Below are 12,628 nucleotides of genomic sequence, written 5' to 3'. Positions count from 1 at the left end.
CCCGTGCTGGATGTGAGCGTGTACGAACTCGTGTGGCCCACCGCGTTGTTCACGGCCGAGGCCGAGCGCATCTCGCGTTCGGACCACCGTCAGTGGGTCGAACGCGCACGACTGCTGTTGGGCGAGGCGTTCGCCGGCACCACGGCGGTGGGCGACTTCGACGAGGTCGGCGAATCCTCCACCATCTGGGCCGACGACGACCCCTGGTCCCCGAAACCGCCCGCGGGACAGGCGCCTCCCGCGTACACCCAACGCACCTGGCTGCGCGAGTTGATCGACCGCGCAGCCGAACTGCGCCACGCCCGCCGACCGCGCCCGTACTGGCCTCAACGCCACGGCGCCCCGTCCGACCACGCACGCCACAAGGGCGGCGAACGCCGCGAGTTCGCTCGCCTCGTCGAAGAACTCGACACCAACGGCTACCTGGTCGAGGTCTTCGGCCGGGACTGCGTCGACGACCCCGATCCGCTCCCGGACCGCTCCCGGATCCTGGACCGCCACCTCGGACACGCGAACCTGTGGCCCCTGGACCCCGACGCATGGGACGACGACGTTTTCTTCGGCCTGATCGAGGTCTTCCACGACCTGGTCTCGCGCCCCCGCAACCGCGACATGCACTCCTACTCCGGCTGCGGCTGGCACCACAAGGAGTTCAACGCCGCCCCCGGCCGCGCCCTGTACCGATGGAGGATCAACAACCTCCTCCACGACGCCGGCATCGACTACCGACTCGCCGACGAGGGCGAGGACCTCGGCCGACTGGTCGCCCTCACCGACGACGCCCGCGGCGACCTCGTCCACCGGGTCCTGAACACACCCGACCCGCGAACACGCGCGAGCACCGAGCACGCCATCGCCCTGTTCCGCGCACGCGGGGCCACCCGCGACCACAAACGCTCGGCCATCGTCGCCCTCGCCCGAATCCTCGAACAACGCCGCGACCTCATCAAGACCGAGGCCGGGAAACCCGACGACGGATTCCTCTTCGAAATCGCCAACCGATACGACCTGCGCCACGGCCGCGCCGACCAACGCGCCGACTACGACGACGCCTTCCTCGACTGGATCTTCTGGTGGTACCTCGCCACCGTCGAACTCACCGACCGGATCCTGAATAAACAACGCACCCCGCACGACGCATCCGAGTTCCCCGACCGCCTCGACCAGTGGCACGGTGACGCCCGCGCCCCGTAGCGCCCCGCTGCGCCGTCCCTTCACTCGTCACGCTTCTGCTCGGCTCAGGGGCCCACCCGGCCTCCCCACGCGTCGACGAACCGTGCAACGGGAGCGGCGAGCAAGACACGGGCTCGATGGGTGGGCTGGCGCACGTGTGCGTTCTCGGGCGGCACGACCGACCGGTCCCCGACCGATTCGACGAACATCGGCCGGGAACCTATTCCCTTGTGACGCGAGCCGGCCTGTGGCCGGCGACGCGGTCGTCACGAATCGTTCCCGGCCGCCAAAGGAGTCGCGCATCCGCTCGGGTGGCGCCGATGTCGCGAATCGCATGTGTTGTTCGTCTTCCCGGGGCTTGGTCGGAGCGGGCGGCGGGGTATGACGTGCGAGGGGGTGGGTGGTGAACGAGTTCTTGATGGGGGTGTTGTCCTCACTCGCGGCCACGGGGCTGACCGTCACACTCGCGGTGTTGTGGTCGGGACGTTTTCGTTGGTTGTTGATCCGGGCGGTAGCGCGATTGACGCGTGGTGATTTCGGTCAGACGTGGCCGACGAAGGTCGAGGCGGACGAGGATTTCCGCAGGGAGTTGGCGCGCGCTCGTCGCGTGGACCTGTTGACCGGCCGGGGAAACGAGCTGCAGCGGGATACTTTCGCTCCTCTCCTGGCGGCCGCGGGTACGACCGGGCGCCGGGTCCGGCTCCTGCTGCCGTGTACCGGAACCGGCCGGGACGCCCGCTGGACGACCGACCGCGAGGCGGAACTCGCGACGTTCGATCGCAGTCACGGCTCGGGCCTGTTGCACACTCAGATCGAGACCAACGTCGCGTTCGTGGCCCCGTACACGAGTGCGGGCACGATCGAACTCAGAAGGTTCGACGCCCCGCACATCGGGCGGGTGTGTCTGACCGAACGGGCGGCCTACTTCACGCCCTACTCGGCGCACGAGCACGGCCGACACTGCGCGGTCGTCAAGTACCCCGTGTCCTCGCCCATGTATCGGACCCTGGAACGAATCTTCGCCAAGACGTGGGAGTCGTCCACGTAAGGGATTCCACCAGCGAACTCGCGCGTGGGTGCGCCCTGTGTCGCGCCTCGGCTGGGCCGTTGGTTTCCGCGACGTGCGGTGGACCCGCCCGATCCGGCAACCGCGGGACTGTAAAACTAACGGTGGAACTTGATCATGAAAGTGACGCCGAGAGATGACTGACGTGATGTCAGAGCCTGTGCAGGACAGCCCGGTTGGAGGTGTCGTCGATGACGCTGTGGACGGCCGGTTGATCGACGAGCTGGTGGGCCGGGCCCGTGCCCAAGGTCTGGATCTGGTGGGTGAGGGTGGGCTGCTTCAGCAGCTGACCAAGCGGATCCTCGAGTCCGCTCTCGAGGGTGAGATCACCGACCACCTCGGGTATGAGAAGCACGATCCGGCCGGGGACAACAGCGGGAACTCGCGCAACGGCACCCGCGCGAAGACGGTGTTGACCGATGTGGGCCCGGTGGAGATATCGGTGCCGCGAGACCGCGAGGGGTCGTTCGAGCCGAGGATCGTCCGTAAACGGCAGCGGCGTCTGTCGGGGGTGGACGAGATGGTGATCTCGTTGTCCGCGAAAGGTCTGACCACCGGCGAGGTCCGGGCCCACCTGGCCGAGGTCTACGGGGCCGACGTGTCGCGGCAGACGATCTCCACGATCACCGACAAGGTCCTCGACGGGATGGCCGAGTGGCAGAACCGGCCGCTCGACCGCGTCTACCCGGTCGTGTTCGTGGACTGCATCAACGTGAAGGTCCGCGACGGCAAGGTCGCCAACCGGCCGATCTACGTCGCGTTGGCGGTCACCGCCGAGGGCCACCGCGACATCCTCGGCCTGTGGGCCGGCGACGGCGCGGAAGGGGCCAAGTTCTGGCTCCACGTGCTGACCGAGATCAGGAACCGCGGCGTCGAGGACGTGCTCATGCTCGTCTGCGACGGGCTCAGAGGTCTGCCCGACAGCGTCGAGGCCGTCTGGCCGCGGACCGTGGTCCAGACCTGCGTCGTCCATCTCCTGCGGAACAGTTTTCGCTATGCCGGACGGCAGGACTGGGACAAGATCGCCAAGGCCCTGCGGCCGGTCTATCAGGCTCCGACCGAGGAGGCCGCACTCGAACGCTTCGTGGAGTTCACCGACGCCTGGGGGAAGAAGTACCCGGCGATCGTACGGCTGTGGGAGAACGCCTGGTCGGAGTTTGTACCGTTCCTGAGCTTCGACACGGAGATCCGCACGGTGATCTGCTCGACCAACGCGATCGAGTCGGTCAACGCGCGGATCCGGCGGGCGGTCAAGGCGCGCGGACACTTCCCCAACGAGCAGGCCGCCCTCAAGTGCGTCTATATGGCGATCATGTCGCTCGACCCTACCGGTCAGGGCCGCAAACGCTGGACCATGCGCTGGAAAGCAGCCCTGAACGCCTTCGACATCGCCTTCGACGGACGCCTGTCCGCCGGACGCAACTGACCACTACATCAACCCCGTTACACCGTTCGATTTACAGACCCGCAACCGCGAGTGGGGCCGGCCCGGCGGTGCGGTGTACGGGGGCGGCGAGCGGTAGAGCACGCGATGTCGTGCCCCGTTCCGCCGAGGGTGAGCCGTCTTCGACTGCCGGGGGCTCCTGTTGCGGCCGGCGCGTGGTCGTGGGGGTCGGGCCGTGTCCTCGGTGTCGTGTGGGGGGGTTGAACCCGCGTGTCGTTGCCTTCGTCGGACGCCGCGTCGAGACGCGGTGGTGGTTCACCCGTGCGGTGCGGACCGGGCGGGAACATCTGCCGCCGGCGGGCCGGTCCACGTGGCGGCGGCCGCGGGGGCGTGCGGCTACGGCGTGGGCGCGGTGGTGTCCCCGCTCGTGGTCTTGGGTCCGGTGCGGCGCACGGTGGGCAGATCGGGCCGGTCGTGGGCGGCGGTGAACGTCTCCGGGTCCAGTCGTCGATAGGCGCGCAGCGTGTCCGCGAGTTTCTTCGGGGTCGTCTCGGTGGAGGCGATCAGGGCGGCCAGCAGTTCGGACCGGTTGGTGCGCTCGCCCGCCTCGGTGGCCATGCGCACCAGAAGGTCGAGGCGGGCGTCGATCTCCTGCGGCCAGGTGAGCAGGACCTTGCGCCGCGTCCCCTGATGGACCCGCTCCACGGACCTGCCCACGGCGGCGCCCCTGTTCATCGACTATAGATTGAATATATATTCAAACGCATGCCTTCCCTGCTGGCCAGCCCCGCTGCCGAGGAACATGCTCATCGCGCCCGCGACGAGGTGGTCGTGGCGGGGCGGCGGTTGCGGCCGACGGCGGTCTTCGACACCTACTGGCGGTTCGCCGTGCTGCGCGACCGGGTGTATCGCGCCCGGGTGGCCGGCGCGCCCGCGCCGTGGACGAGCGACCCGATTCTGGCCCGTCACCGGTTCACCAACTGCTTCCGCGCGGCGGATCGCGTCAGTCAGCAGCTGATCGCGGGGGTGAGTTACCGGGGTGATCAGCGCTGGGAGGAGGTGTTCTTCCGCACGCTGTTGTTCAAGTTCTTCAACAAGGCGTCCACGTGGGAGTTGTTGGTGGGCGCGCTCGGCGGGACGCCGACGTGGGCGGACTACGACTTCGGTCGTTACGACGAAGTGTTGTCGAAGGCGTTCGCGTCCGGTGGGCGGCTGTACTCGGCGGCCTACATCACCCCGCCGCCGGCCATGGGGGAGCCGCGCAAGCACGCCAATCACCTGCGCGTGCTGGAGACGATGATGGCCACGAACGCGCCCGCGCGGGTACTGGCGGCGAAGAGCCTCCAGGAGGCGTACCGGATCCTGCTCGGCTACCCGGCGATCGGCCCGTTCCTGGCCTACCAGTACGTGATCGACCTGAACTACGCGGCCGAGATGCCCTTCGAGGAAGGCGACTTCGTCGTGCCCGGCCCGGGTGCCAAGGACGGCATCCGCAAGGCGTTCGGTGCGGCGGCGGACGGCATCGAGGCGGAGGTCATCCACTACATGACCGACACCCAGGAGGAGCACTTCGCCCGACTGGGCCTGGAACCGGTGCGGCTGGGAGGCCGCCGCCGACTCCAACTGATCGACTGCCAGAACCTGTTCTGCGAGGTCGACAAGTACGCCAGGGTCGCGCACCCCGACGTCGCCGGGATCAGCGGCCGCGCACGGATCAAGCAGGTCTACCGCGCCGACTCCGCGCCGTTGACACCGTGGTTTCCCCCGAAGTGGGGACTGGGCGGCGCCGACGCGCCCGGGACAGAGAGTGCGGCCGGAGCGTCGGCGTGCCCCTGAGCGTCAACCCTGGGGAGCGAACAGGTCTTCTTGCTGCTGCGCCCTGTTCACCCGGGCGAGGATCTCTCGAGTGCAATCCAGACGTGCCACGCCTGCCACGACCATCAGACTTCCCGGACGCAGACCCGCCTGCTCGGCGACCCAGGCGTTGAGCTTGCCGAGCGCCAGGTAGTTGCCGTAGGCGCGGTCGAACATGTAGTGGCTGCGGTAGTAGGCGACCGTGTGGACGATGCCGGCGCCGCTCTCCAGCTGGAACGAGACGTGACTCAGGCAGGGAAAGTCCAGCATCTGGGTGTCGCCCCCGAGGTCGCGGATGGGCAGGTCGGTCGGAGCCTCCTCGACCGGCGGCGGACCGTCCTCGACGTGGACGGTGCCGGCCTCGTACACCGCGTTCCAGCGACTGCTGCGGCTGAGCTGCCGTAGCCGCGCGATGAGCACACCCAACTGGTCGACCGGAGCCGTGTTCCCGTCGCGGCCGGGGTGGCCCACCAGCCGCCCGAAGTAGGTGCCGTGGACGTTGCGCCGATCGGCTTTGCGCAGCCGCTCGTACATGGCGAGATAGCGTCGGGCCAACTCGGCGTGATCCTTGCTGGAGGCAGCAAGCGCGGCGGGGAAGAGGGTGTTGATCACCGCTTCCATCGGGTACTTGTCCTTGGCGATGCGCAGGCGCTCCAACTCGGCTCGCATATCTGGATGTTCGTGCCGCGGATCGGAGATGCGCACGACGGTGTGGTAGCCCTTCGCGCCCGGGAATTCGGCCAGGCGCCCGCAGGCCCTCAGCCAGGCGGAGGACACGTCGGGAGCGTCGACGGTGAAGGTGTGCACTTTCTGTCTCCCCTCGACGGAGCACTGGCGCGCGGCGTTCGGGCTACGACTCCCAGAAGTGATCGGAGCCATGACGTCGCGGTACCGGGGACACGGTGACGTGGAAGATCTCGTCGCCGGAGGTGGCAGTCAGGGTGGAAACGCCGTTCAACTCTTCGGTGACCCACAGGGCGCGGTTGCCGTCGGGGCCACCCTCCCAAGAAAGTTGCGTCTGGTCGGACGGATCCTCGTTCGCGAAGCCGGGAGGGATCGCGTCCCAGGCACCGCTGAAGTCCAACAAGAGCAGATCCCCGGCGGCCACACGTATGTGCGCATCATGAGCACCACGCCCCAGGGCGTGGACATGGGCCCGAGGGGAGATTCCGAGCCCGTGCGCGAGCAGGTTCTTCAGATCCGCCGGAGCGTTTTTCACCCACATCCTCTCGGTGGATCGTCCGATGGCCTTGAGCCGGACCAGGTGTCGCACCGTGGTGGCGTAGGGAGTGCCCAGCCAGCGCGCGATCCGATAGACGTCCGCAGGGCTGGACGGGTGCCGTACACCGACACGCGCGCAGGCCGCACGGACGGCCGGCAACGGCATCAGAAACCAGGACGCGAAGGCTTCGGCGGCTTTCTCGTGCTCCGGCCAGTCCTCACCCCAACGTCCCCACCTCCTGTCCCCGTCGTGATCCAGGGTCGTCCCGTGTCCCAGGACGTGATGGCCCAGTTCGTGAGCCAGGGTGTGTCGGATGTCGGTTTCAACCAAGCCCTCGTTGAGCAGACAAGCCGGCCCGCCGTCGCCCGACGCGAGGTAGAACCCCAACAACGGACCCAACTTTCGAGCGACAACTTCCACATTCGCAGCCTTCAAAGCGGCGAACACGTCCACATAGTCGTCGCGGGGAACCCTCAGGCTCTGGTGGGCGTGCGCTGCGGCGATCATCGCGATCCCGTGCGCCTCGTCCCAACTCAAAGGAGCTCCGGGGACGCCGACGGCCCATCCGAAGCGTCCGAGGACTCCGCCTCCGCCTCGGCCGCACGCCGAGCCTTGAGGTACTGGATGAACCTGGCCACCTCGATCCGGTCCCCTTCCGTCAAGTCCTTGCGAGTCCGAGGCATCCCCGCCAAGGCGTGCTCACCGGCATCCGCGTCTTCGTCCTCGTCCAGGAAGTAGGACGCGGACAACCGGTAGAGGCGCGCCAGCTTCTTCAACTCCATCGTGTCCACCTTGCGCACTCCGCGCTCGATGTCACTGACAGCCGAACGGGGGATGCCGGTCCGTTCGGCCACCTGCTGCTGGGACAGGCCCAGATAATCGCGGGTGCTCCTCAATCGTTGCCCGAGCCGGGCACGCTCGACATCGTCGTCCGCAGGCTCGGATACGGCGGTCATGACAGCCCCTCCTTCGCGGGGACGGCTTCGTGGACGGTCTCGGCGAAAGCCCACACGGAGCGCAGAGATCTTCCGGCCTCGGCATCCGCGCTGATCGTCACGCCAAAACGGTTTTCGACACGGGTCAGGATCTCCACGATCAACACGGAGTCCACCGGCAACTCCGCACCCTGGGACGAAAGTTCCTCGTACAACTCGTCGACCGATCGACCCTGCTGCTCCGCCAGAAGCTCCACGACGACGTCGACGATCTCCCTGACGCTTCCGTCCGGCATGGCGACACCCGCCCGTGTTCGCGACTCCCGGACAGCCGGGCTGACGTCATCTAGCATACCAAGCGTGTCGGGAAATCCGACAGACTTGTCGCCTAACTCGCTAGACGGAGGGTACGTGCACCTCGCCCGCTACCAGCAGGCCGCCCTGAAAACCCTGCAACCGCCCACCCCGGACGCCGACCCCGTCCTCGTGCCCCTCTTCGGTCTCGTCGGTGAAGTCGGCTCGGTCGCAACGGCCTACAAAAAGCGTATGCGCGACGGCACGACCACCGGACGCCAACAACTACGCGAAGAACTCGGCGACGTCCTGTGGTACGTCGCCGCCCTGGCCCACCGACTGGACCTCGACCTCGAGGACGTCGCCGCCGCCAGCCTCGAAAAGGCCAAGGACCGATGGCGCGTCACCCCCGACCTCGAACGCGTCCACTTCGACGCCGACTACCCGCCCCACGAGCAACTTCCCCGCCGCACAACCCTCACGTTCACCCCCACCGAAGACAACCGCGTCCGACTCACCCGTGAGGACGGCAGCCAAGCAGGTGACCCCCTCACCAGCGCATCCCACATCGAGGACGACTACCGCTTCCACGACGCCTTCCACCTTGCGCACGCCGCAGTCCTAGGCTGGTCGCCCGTCACCCGCTTCCTCCTGGAGCGCAAACGCCGCAGTCGTCCCGGCGTCGACGAAGCCGAAGACGGAGGCCGCGCAATCGCCATCGAAGAAGGCGTATCCGCCCTGGTCTTCACCTACGCCACGCGCCACGGCTTCTTCGAAGACACCCGCCACGTCGACCACGAACTCCTCGACACGATCGACCAGATGACCGCCCACCTGGAAGTCAACGTCCTCAGAGCCGCCGACTGGGAAAAAGCAATCATGACCGGCTACGACGTATGGCGTCAGATCCGCAAGCACAACGGCGGCACAGTTGAACTCGATTTGGACCACCAGACACTCACCTTCATCGAGCAAAGCCCCCACCCCGAACCACCCTCGACGAGAACCGACACCGCACCCTGAACCTCACGCCGGATCTCACACCCGACGTCACGTCCACCGCATCCCGATCGCGTCCAACGCGGCGATCCGCTCACCCGTCAACTTCCCGCGCCGCGCCCGGGTGTTGGTGACCCACACCCCCAACCGCACCTCCTCGACCCCGCCACCCCCGGGCACCTCCACAACCTCGACGTGCCCACGCGGGACCTCCAGATGCCCCTCCCGCGCGAAGAACACCCCGGCCGCGGCCAACCCCACCGCGAACGCCTCGTCCCGACTGCGCCCCGCCCTCGGCCCACCCGACCCCCCGCCCCGCCCCGCCACCACCCCGACGGCCGACGCCACAACGCCCACCGCGAGCAGCGCCTCCCGCTGCGCCGCGTTCAACCGCGCCCACCCCGCGACCTGCCGCTCGACCCACCGCCCGATCCCGACCCCGCGATACACCGTCCCGGGCCCGGGAACAACCACCTCCCGCACCGCCGCCGGCCCCGCCGCCCCACCGCCGACGTCGGCCCCCACACCACCCGCCGCGACCCGCCCCGCCACACCCGCCGCCGCGCTACGCACCCCGACCCCACCAGCCACCCCCGCCGCTGCGCCGCGCGGCCCGGCCAGGCCCACCTCACCGCCCGATCCATGCCCACCCGCCGTCGTACCCCGGGACGCCGCCGTCCCGTGCCCGGGCCCCGCGACGCCCGGCCCGACCACACCCGCCGCCGCGCCTCCGCCCCCGCCGTCTCGAACCGCCGCCGCGTCGGGCACCCCACCCGCACCCGCCGCTGCGCCGTACGACCCACCAGCCCCCACCCCGACACCCGGCTCATGTCCACCCGCCGCTGCGCCGTCGCCGCCCTCGAGGGCGGCGGGCGGGTTGTGGGTCTGTTGCCAGTGGCGGAGGTGGTTGAGGTGGCGCTGCCAGTCGATCGACCAGTGCCGGGGGTTCCATTCGGGGTCGATGGCTGCGAGTTGTTCGGCGCGTTCCGGGTGGCGTTTCATGCCGTTGCCCTGGCGCCATTTCTGCAGTTGCCGTCCGATGGGGAAGCCGTCGATGATCGCGTCGACCGGCGCGGCCAGGCCCACATGCAGCCGGGCGTACTCACGGGCGTGGGCCAGGGCGTCCCGCCACCCCCGGTCGTAGGCGTCCCACACCATCCCCAACGCCTCGAGCTCGGCGATCTGCGTCCGATCCAGGCCGCCGTTCGCGTACGCGCGCCGCATCTCCGACACCCAGCTCCCCACGGGGAAGGTGACGCCGTGCGCGTCGATGTCGACCGTGTGCAGCGGGATCTCGAGATTCCCGAACCGCTCGCGGTAGCGCTCCGCGGCCGCGTACCCCCGCAGCCAGTTGCGCCGTTGAGGGTCCAGGACACGGGTACGCACGAACCGCGCCAACCGGACCGGGTCGCGCCGGGAGGAGAACCACACCAGCGAACCCCGCCCCCCGGGCCCGCCCTCGCCACCGGACTCGTCGTCACCGTCGTCGAACGGGCGGGCCGTCTCCTGCGCCGCCCCGTCGACCTGGGGCACGGCGAGGACGTCGACGACATCCGTCCCGTGGGACCGCAGCGCGTACAGGACGCGGGCCAACGGCGCCCAGGTGGGGGAGACGAGCATGTCGTCGGGCGTCTCGCCCCTGCGCAGGAAGATCGGCACGACGATCGACGCGATCTTGTCGCCCTCCGGCGAGGGCCTGACCGCACGACCGAGGACCTGGCAGATGTCCACCACCGAACCGCGCGGATCCGCCAACACCACGGTGTCCACCCGCAGGTCGACACCCTCGCCCAGCACCCGACAGTTCGCGAGGAAGGACCGCTCGGCCACGACGCCGTCCGCGTCGACACCGGCCTCGAACACCCGCAACGCCTCGCGCTTGACCTCCGCGTCGTCACCGCCGTACAACCACCCCGCGCCCACCGACCCCGGATACGTCCGCGGATCCGCCGCGTGCAGCCGCCCCAACGCCTTCGGCAGGCCCTCAGCGAACGCCTGCGCCTCCTTGACGCGGTGATGGAACGTGAGGATGCGCCGCAGCCCGTACTCGGCGGCGGTCTTGAGCAACGCCGTCTGCAACGCCGCCAACCGTGCACCCCGGAACTCCTCCGCGTCCTGGGGGCGTTGCGTGTTCCTGTTGAGCGCGAGGCCCTTCGCCGCCGCCGCGGCCTCCACCTCGGCATCGGTGACCTCCACCAGGATCACCCGAAAAGGCGCACAGATCCCGTGGCGACAAGCCTCGACGAGAGGCAGTTCGAACACCACCCTGCCGAAGAGGCGTTCGTCGTCCATCGACGCCACCAACCCCGGCGGCAACGGCATCGCCACCAGCCGCTCCTCCGCCTCGACATCCTCGACAGTCCCCGAGACCTCCTCCTCGGCCTCATCCGGGGTCTCCTCGGCGAACGCCTCCCACTCCTCGTCCCCGTCGTCCTCACCGGAGGCGAAATCGAAGACCAGATCGAGACCCTCCGACCCCCCGTCGACCCCCTCCAAGCCCCCGAAGCCCTCGACGACCTCCTCGTCGTCGAACTCCTCCGGCGCCTCGTACCGCACCGACGTCGGCCGCGCCCCCAACGCCGCGTACGCACTACGCGCCTGTGGGTCCCACACCCGCGGGGTGGCGGTCATGTACAGCCGCCGCTGCGCCGGGAGGCGTCGGTTGTCGTGGACGGCGGCCCATTTCTTGCCCAGGTAGCCGCTGGTGCGGTGTGCCTCGTCGACGATCACCAGGGTCCAGGGGAGTACCGGGAGGCCGTAGTTGCCCTTGTGGGCCTTCAGGAGTTGCCGGAGGGAGGCGTAGGTCCCGAAGACCGTGACGTGCCGCGTACGGCCCGCCCAGAGGGCGAAGCGGTACGGGTTCGTGGTGGCCCGCGCGCCGGCGTCGACGAGGACCGGATCGCTGTTCGGCAGCGAACACAACGCCACCATGGGCCCGTCGCGCCCCGCGCGCCGCCACGCGGTCATGGTCTGGGTCAACAGACCCAGGGTGGGCACCAGGACCAGCACCCGCCCCCGCGGCGCCACCTCGCCTGCCACGGCCGCGGCGATGTCGGTCTTGCCGGACCCGGTGGCGGACACGACCTGGGCCCGCCGGCCCGCGTACGGCCCGTCGCCGAGCCGAAATTCCTCGAGCGGACGCCGGAACTCGGCGACTACGTTCTGCACGGCTTCGCGTTGATGACGGCGTAGAGTCACGCTCGGCGCGACGCCTCGGTACGAGGGGCTCATAATCACAGACTCGGGTAGAAGATGTTTTGATGCAAGCCGACGGCGTGACTCGGTACCGATGTGTCACCCTGAAGCGAAGCCCACCGGACTTCTCGGACGTGGGAAACCCCACCGCACCACATGACGGCAAGTCAGATTGCGACTGACGTCGAGTCAGGCATTGGAAATCACAGCTGACGATGCGTCAGATCCAATGTGATGGCTCATCAGATATACGAGCCAGAGCCCCGAAAGCGTAACCCAGACACCCCGGTTGCCGCTGCCGGCAGGCCGCTTGCGGCCTTGAGCCAGCCGCGCAGCGGGTGGCTCGGGTGTACCGCGCAGCGGTACACCGGGAGGCCGCGCAGCGGGCTCCGACGGCCGCAACGCGGCCGTCCTTCACCGGGTGGCGCAACGCGCCACCCGGCTGCCGCAACGCGGCAGCCTTTCGCTCGCAAGCCGCGCAGCGGCTTGGGGACCCGCTCCGCGGG

At 68.9% G+C, this 12,628-nt stretch carries 11 protein-coding genes; 5 read left to right on the top strand and 6 right to left on the bottom strand.

Annotated features, from left to right (window positions below; all coding sequences use genetic code 11):
* Positions 1–3 precede the first annotated feature (3 nt).
* From ACMXN5_RS00055 to ACMXN5_RS00045, 3 genes are all read left to right on the top strand, one after another.
* A complete protein-coding gene (locus tag ACMXN5_RS00055; protein ID WP_439673358.1) occupies positions 4–1,194 on the top strand; it encodes a hypothetical protein in 1,191 nt (396 codons plus the stop codon).
* Between the two features lie 382 nt (positions 1,195–1,576).
* Positions 1,577–2,221 carry a hypothetical protein gene (locus tag ACMXN5_RS00050; protein ID WP_439673357.1) on the top strand — a complete coding sequence of 215 codons (645 nt, stop codon included), beginning with the start codon at positions 1,577–1,579 and terminating at the stop codon, positions 2,219–2,221.
* A 166-nt stretch (positions 2,222–2,387) separates the two neighbouring features.
* On the top strand, positions 2,388–3,665 hold the full coding sequence (locus ACMXN5_RS00045) for an IS256 family transposase (RefSeq protein ID WP_439673356.1): 1,278 nt from the start codon (positions 2,388–2,390) through the stop codon (positions 3,663–3,665).
* A 354-nt stretch (positions 3,666–4,019) separates the two neighbouring features.
* Here the strand turns inward: ACMXN5_RS00045 and ACMXN5_RS00040 are convergent, their stop codons facing one another.
* The gene (locus tag ACMXN5_RS00040; RefSeq protein ID WP_439673355.1) at positions 4,020–4,358 is read right to left on the bottom strand and encodes a hypothetical protein; all 339 of its coding nucleotides are present in this window, start codon (positions 4,356–4,358) and stop codon (positions 4,020–4,022) included.
* A gap of 30 nt (positions 4,359–4,388) precedes the next feature.
* On the opposite strand from ACMXN5_RS00040, the gene ACMXN5_RS00035 reads away from it, so the two are divergent.
* Positions 4,389–5,459, top strand: coding sequence for a nucleotide kinase domain-containing protein (locus tag ACMXN5_RS00035; protein WP_439673354.1), 1,071 nt, complete (start codon positions 4,389–4,391; stop codon positions 5,457–5,459).
* Between the two features lie 3 nt (positions 5,460–5,462).
* Here ACMXN5_RS00035 and ACMXN5_RS00030 read toward each other — a convergent pair whose 3' ends face one another.
* Genes ACMXN5_RS00030 through ACMXN5_RS00015 form a run of 4 tightly spaced genes read right to left on the bottom strand, consistent with a single transcriptional unit; the run spans position 5,463 to position 7,930 of the window.
* Positions 5,463–6,284 (bottom strand): hypothetical protein, encoded by an 822-nt coding sequence (locus tag ACMXN5_RS00030; protein ID WP_439673353.1) that lies wholly within the window; start codon positions 6,282–6,284, stop codon positions 5,463–5,465.
* Between the two features lie 43 nt (positions 6,285–6,327).
* Positions 6,328–7,206, bottom strand: coding sequence for an ImmA/IrrE family metallo-endopeptidase (locus ACMXN5_RS00025; RefSeq protein WP_439673352.1), 879 nt, complete (start codon positions 7,204–7,206; stop codon positions 6,328–6,330).
* 26 nt (positions 7,207–7,232) lie between these two features.
* Positions 7,233–7,655 (bottom strand): helix-turn-helix domain-containing protein, encoded by a 423-nt coding sequence (locus ACMXN5_RS00020; protein WP_439673351.1) that lies wholly within the window; start codon positions 7,653–7,655, stop codon positions 7,233–7,235.
* Positions 7,652–7,930: a phosphopantetheine-binding protein gene (locus tag ACMXN5_RS00015; RefSeq protein WP_439673350.1), complete on the bottom strand. Its 279-nt coding sequence runs from the start codon at positions 7,928–7,930 to the stop codon at positions 7,652–7,654. Before ACMXN5_RS00015 ends, ACMXN5_RS00020 begins: the two co-directional genes overlap by 4 nt.
* A 115-nt stretch (positions 7,931–8,045) precedes the next feature.
* Here ACMXN5_RS00015 and ACMXN5_RS00010 point away from each other — a divergent pair, with 115 nt between their 5' ends.
* Positions 8,046–8,951 carry a nucleoside triphosphate pyrophosphohydrolase family protein gene (locus ACMXN5_RS00010; protein WP_439673349.1) on the top strand — a complete coding sequence of 302 codons (906 nt, stop codon included), beginning with the start codon at positions 8,046–8,048 and terminating at the stop codon, positions 8,949–8,951.
* A 27-nt stretch (positions 8,952–8,978) separates the two neighbouring features.
* Here ACMXN5_RS00010 and ACMXN5_RS00005 read toward each other — a convergent pair whose 3' ends face one another.
* On the bottom strand, positions 8,979–12,158 hold the full coding sequence (locus ACMXN5_RS00005; RefSeq protein ID WP_439673348.1) for a Helicase associated domain protein: 3,180 nt from the start codon (positions 12,156–12,158) through the stop codon (positions 8,979–8,981).
* Between the last annotated feature and the right edge of the window lie 470 nt (positions 12,159–12,628).

This window comes from Embleya australiensis (assembly GCF_051903075.1).
Taxonomy (GTDB): domain Bacteria; phylum Actinomycetota; class Actinomycetes; order Streptomycetales; family Streptomycetaceae; genus Embleya.
Note: the sequence above shows the minus strand (reverse complement) of the source record. Positions and strands in the feature narration are given on the sequence as shown.

What these genes read in the sequence shown, in the direction of transcription:
- ACMXN5_RS00045 (WP_439673356.1), top strand. Translation starts at nt 2,388, where the DNA reads ATGTCAGAGCCTGTGCAGGACAGCCCGGTTGGAGGTGTCGTCGATGAC.
- ACMXN5_RS00040 (WP_439673355.1), bottom strand. Translation starts at nt 4,358, where the DNA reads ATGAACAGGGGCGCCGCCGTGGGCAGGTCCGTGGAGCGGGTCCATCAG.
- ACMXN5_RS00035 (WP_439673354.1), top strand. Translation starts at nt 4,389, where the DNA reads ATGCCTTCCCTGCTGGCCAGCCCCGCTGCCGAGGAACATGCTCATCGC.
- ACMXN5_RS00025 (WP_439673352.1), bottom strand. Translation starts at nt 7,206, where the DNA reads ATGATCGCCGCAGCGCACGCCCACCAGAGCCTGAGGGTTCCCCGCGAC.
- ACMXN5_RS00020 (WP_439673351.1), bottom strand. Translation starts at nt 7,655, where the DNA reads ATGACCGCCGTATCCGAGCCTGCGGACGACGATGTCGAGCGTGCCCGG.
- ACMXN5_RS00015 (WP_439673350.1), bottom strand. Translation starts at nt 7,930, where the DNA reads ATGCCGGACGGAAGCGTCAGGGAGATCGTCGACGTCGTCGTGGAGCTT.
- ACMXN5_RS00005 (WP_439673348.1), bottom strand. Translation starts at nt 12,158, where the DNA reads ATGAGCCCCTCGTACCGAGGCGTCGCGCCGAGCGTGACTCTACGCCGT.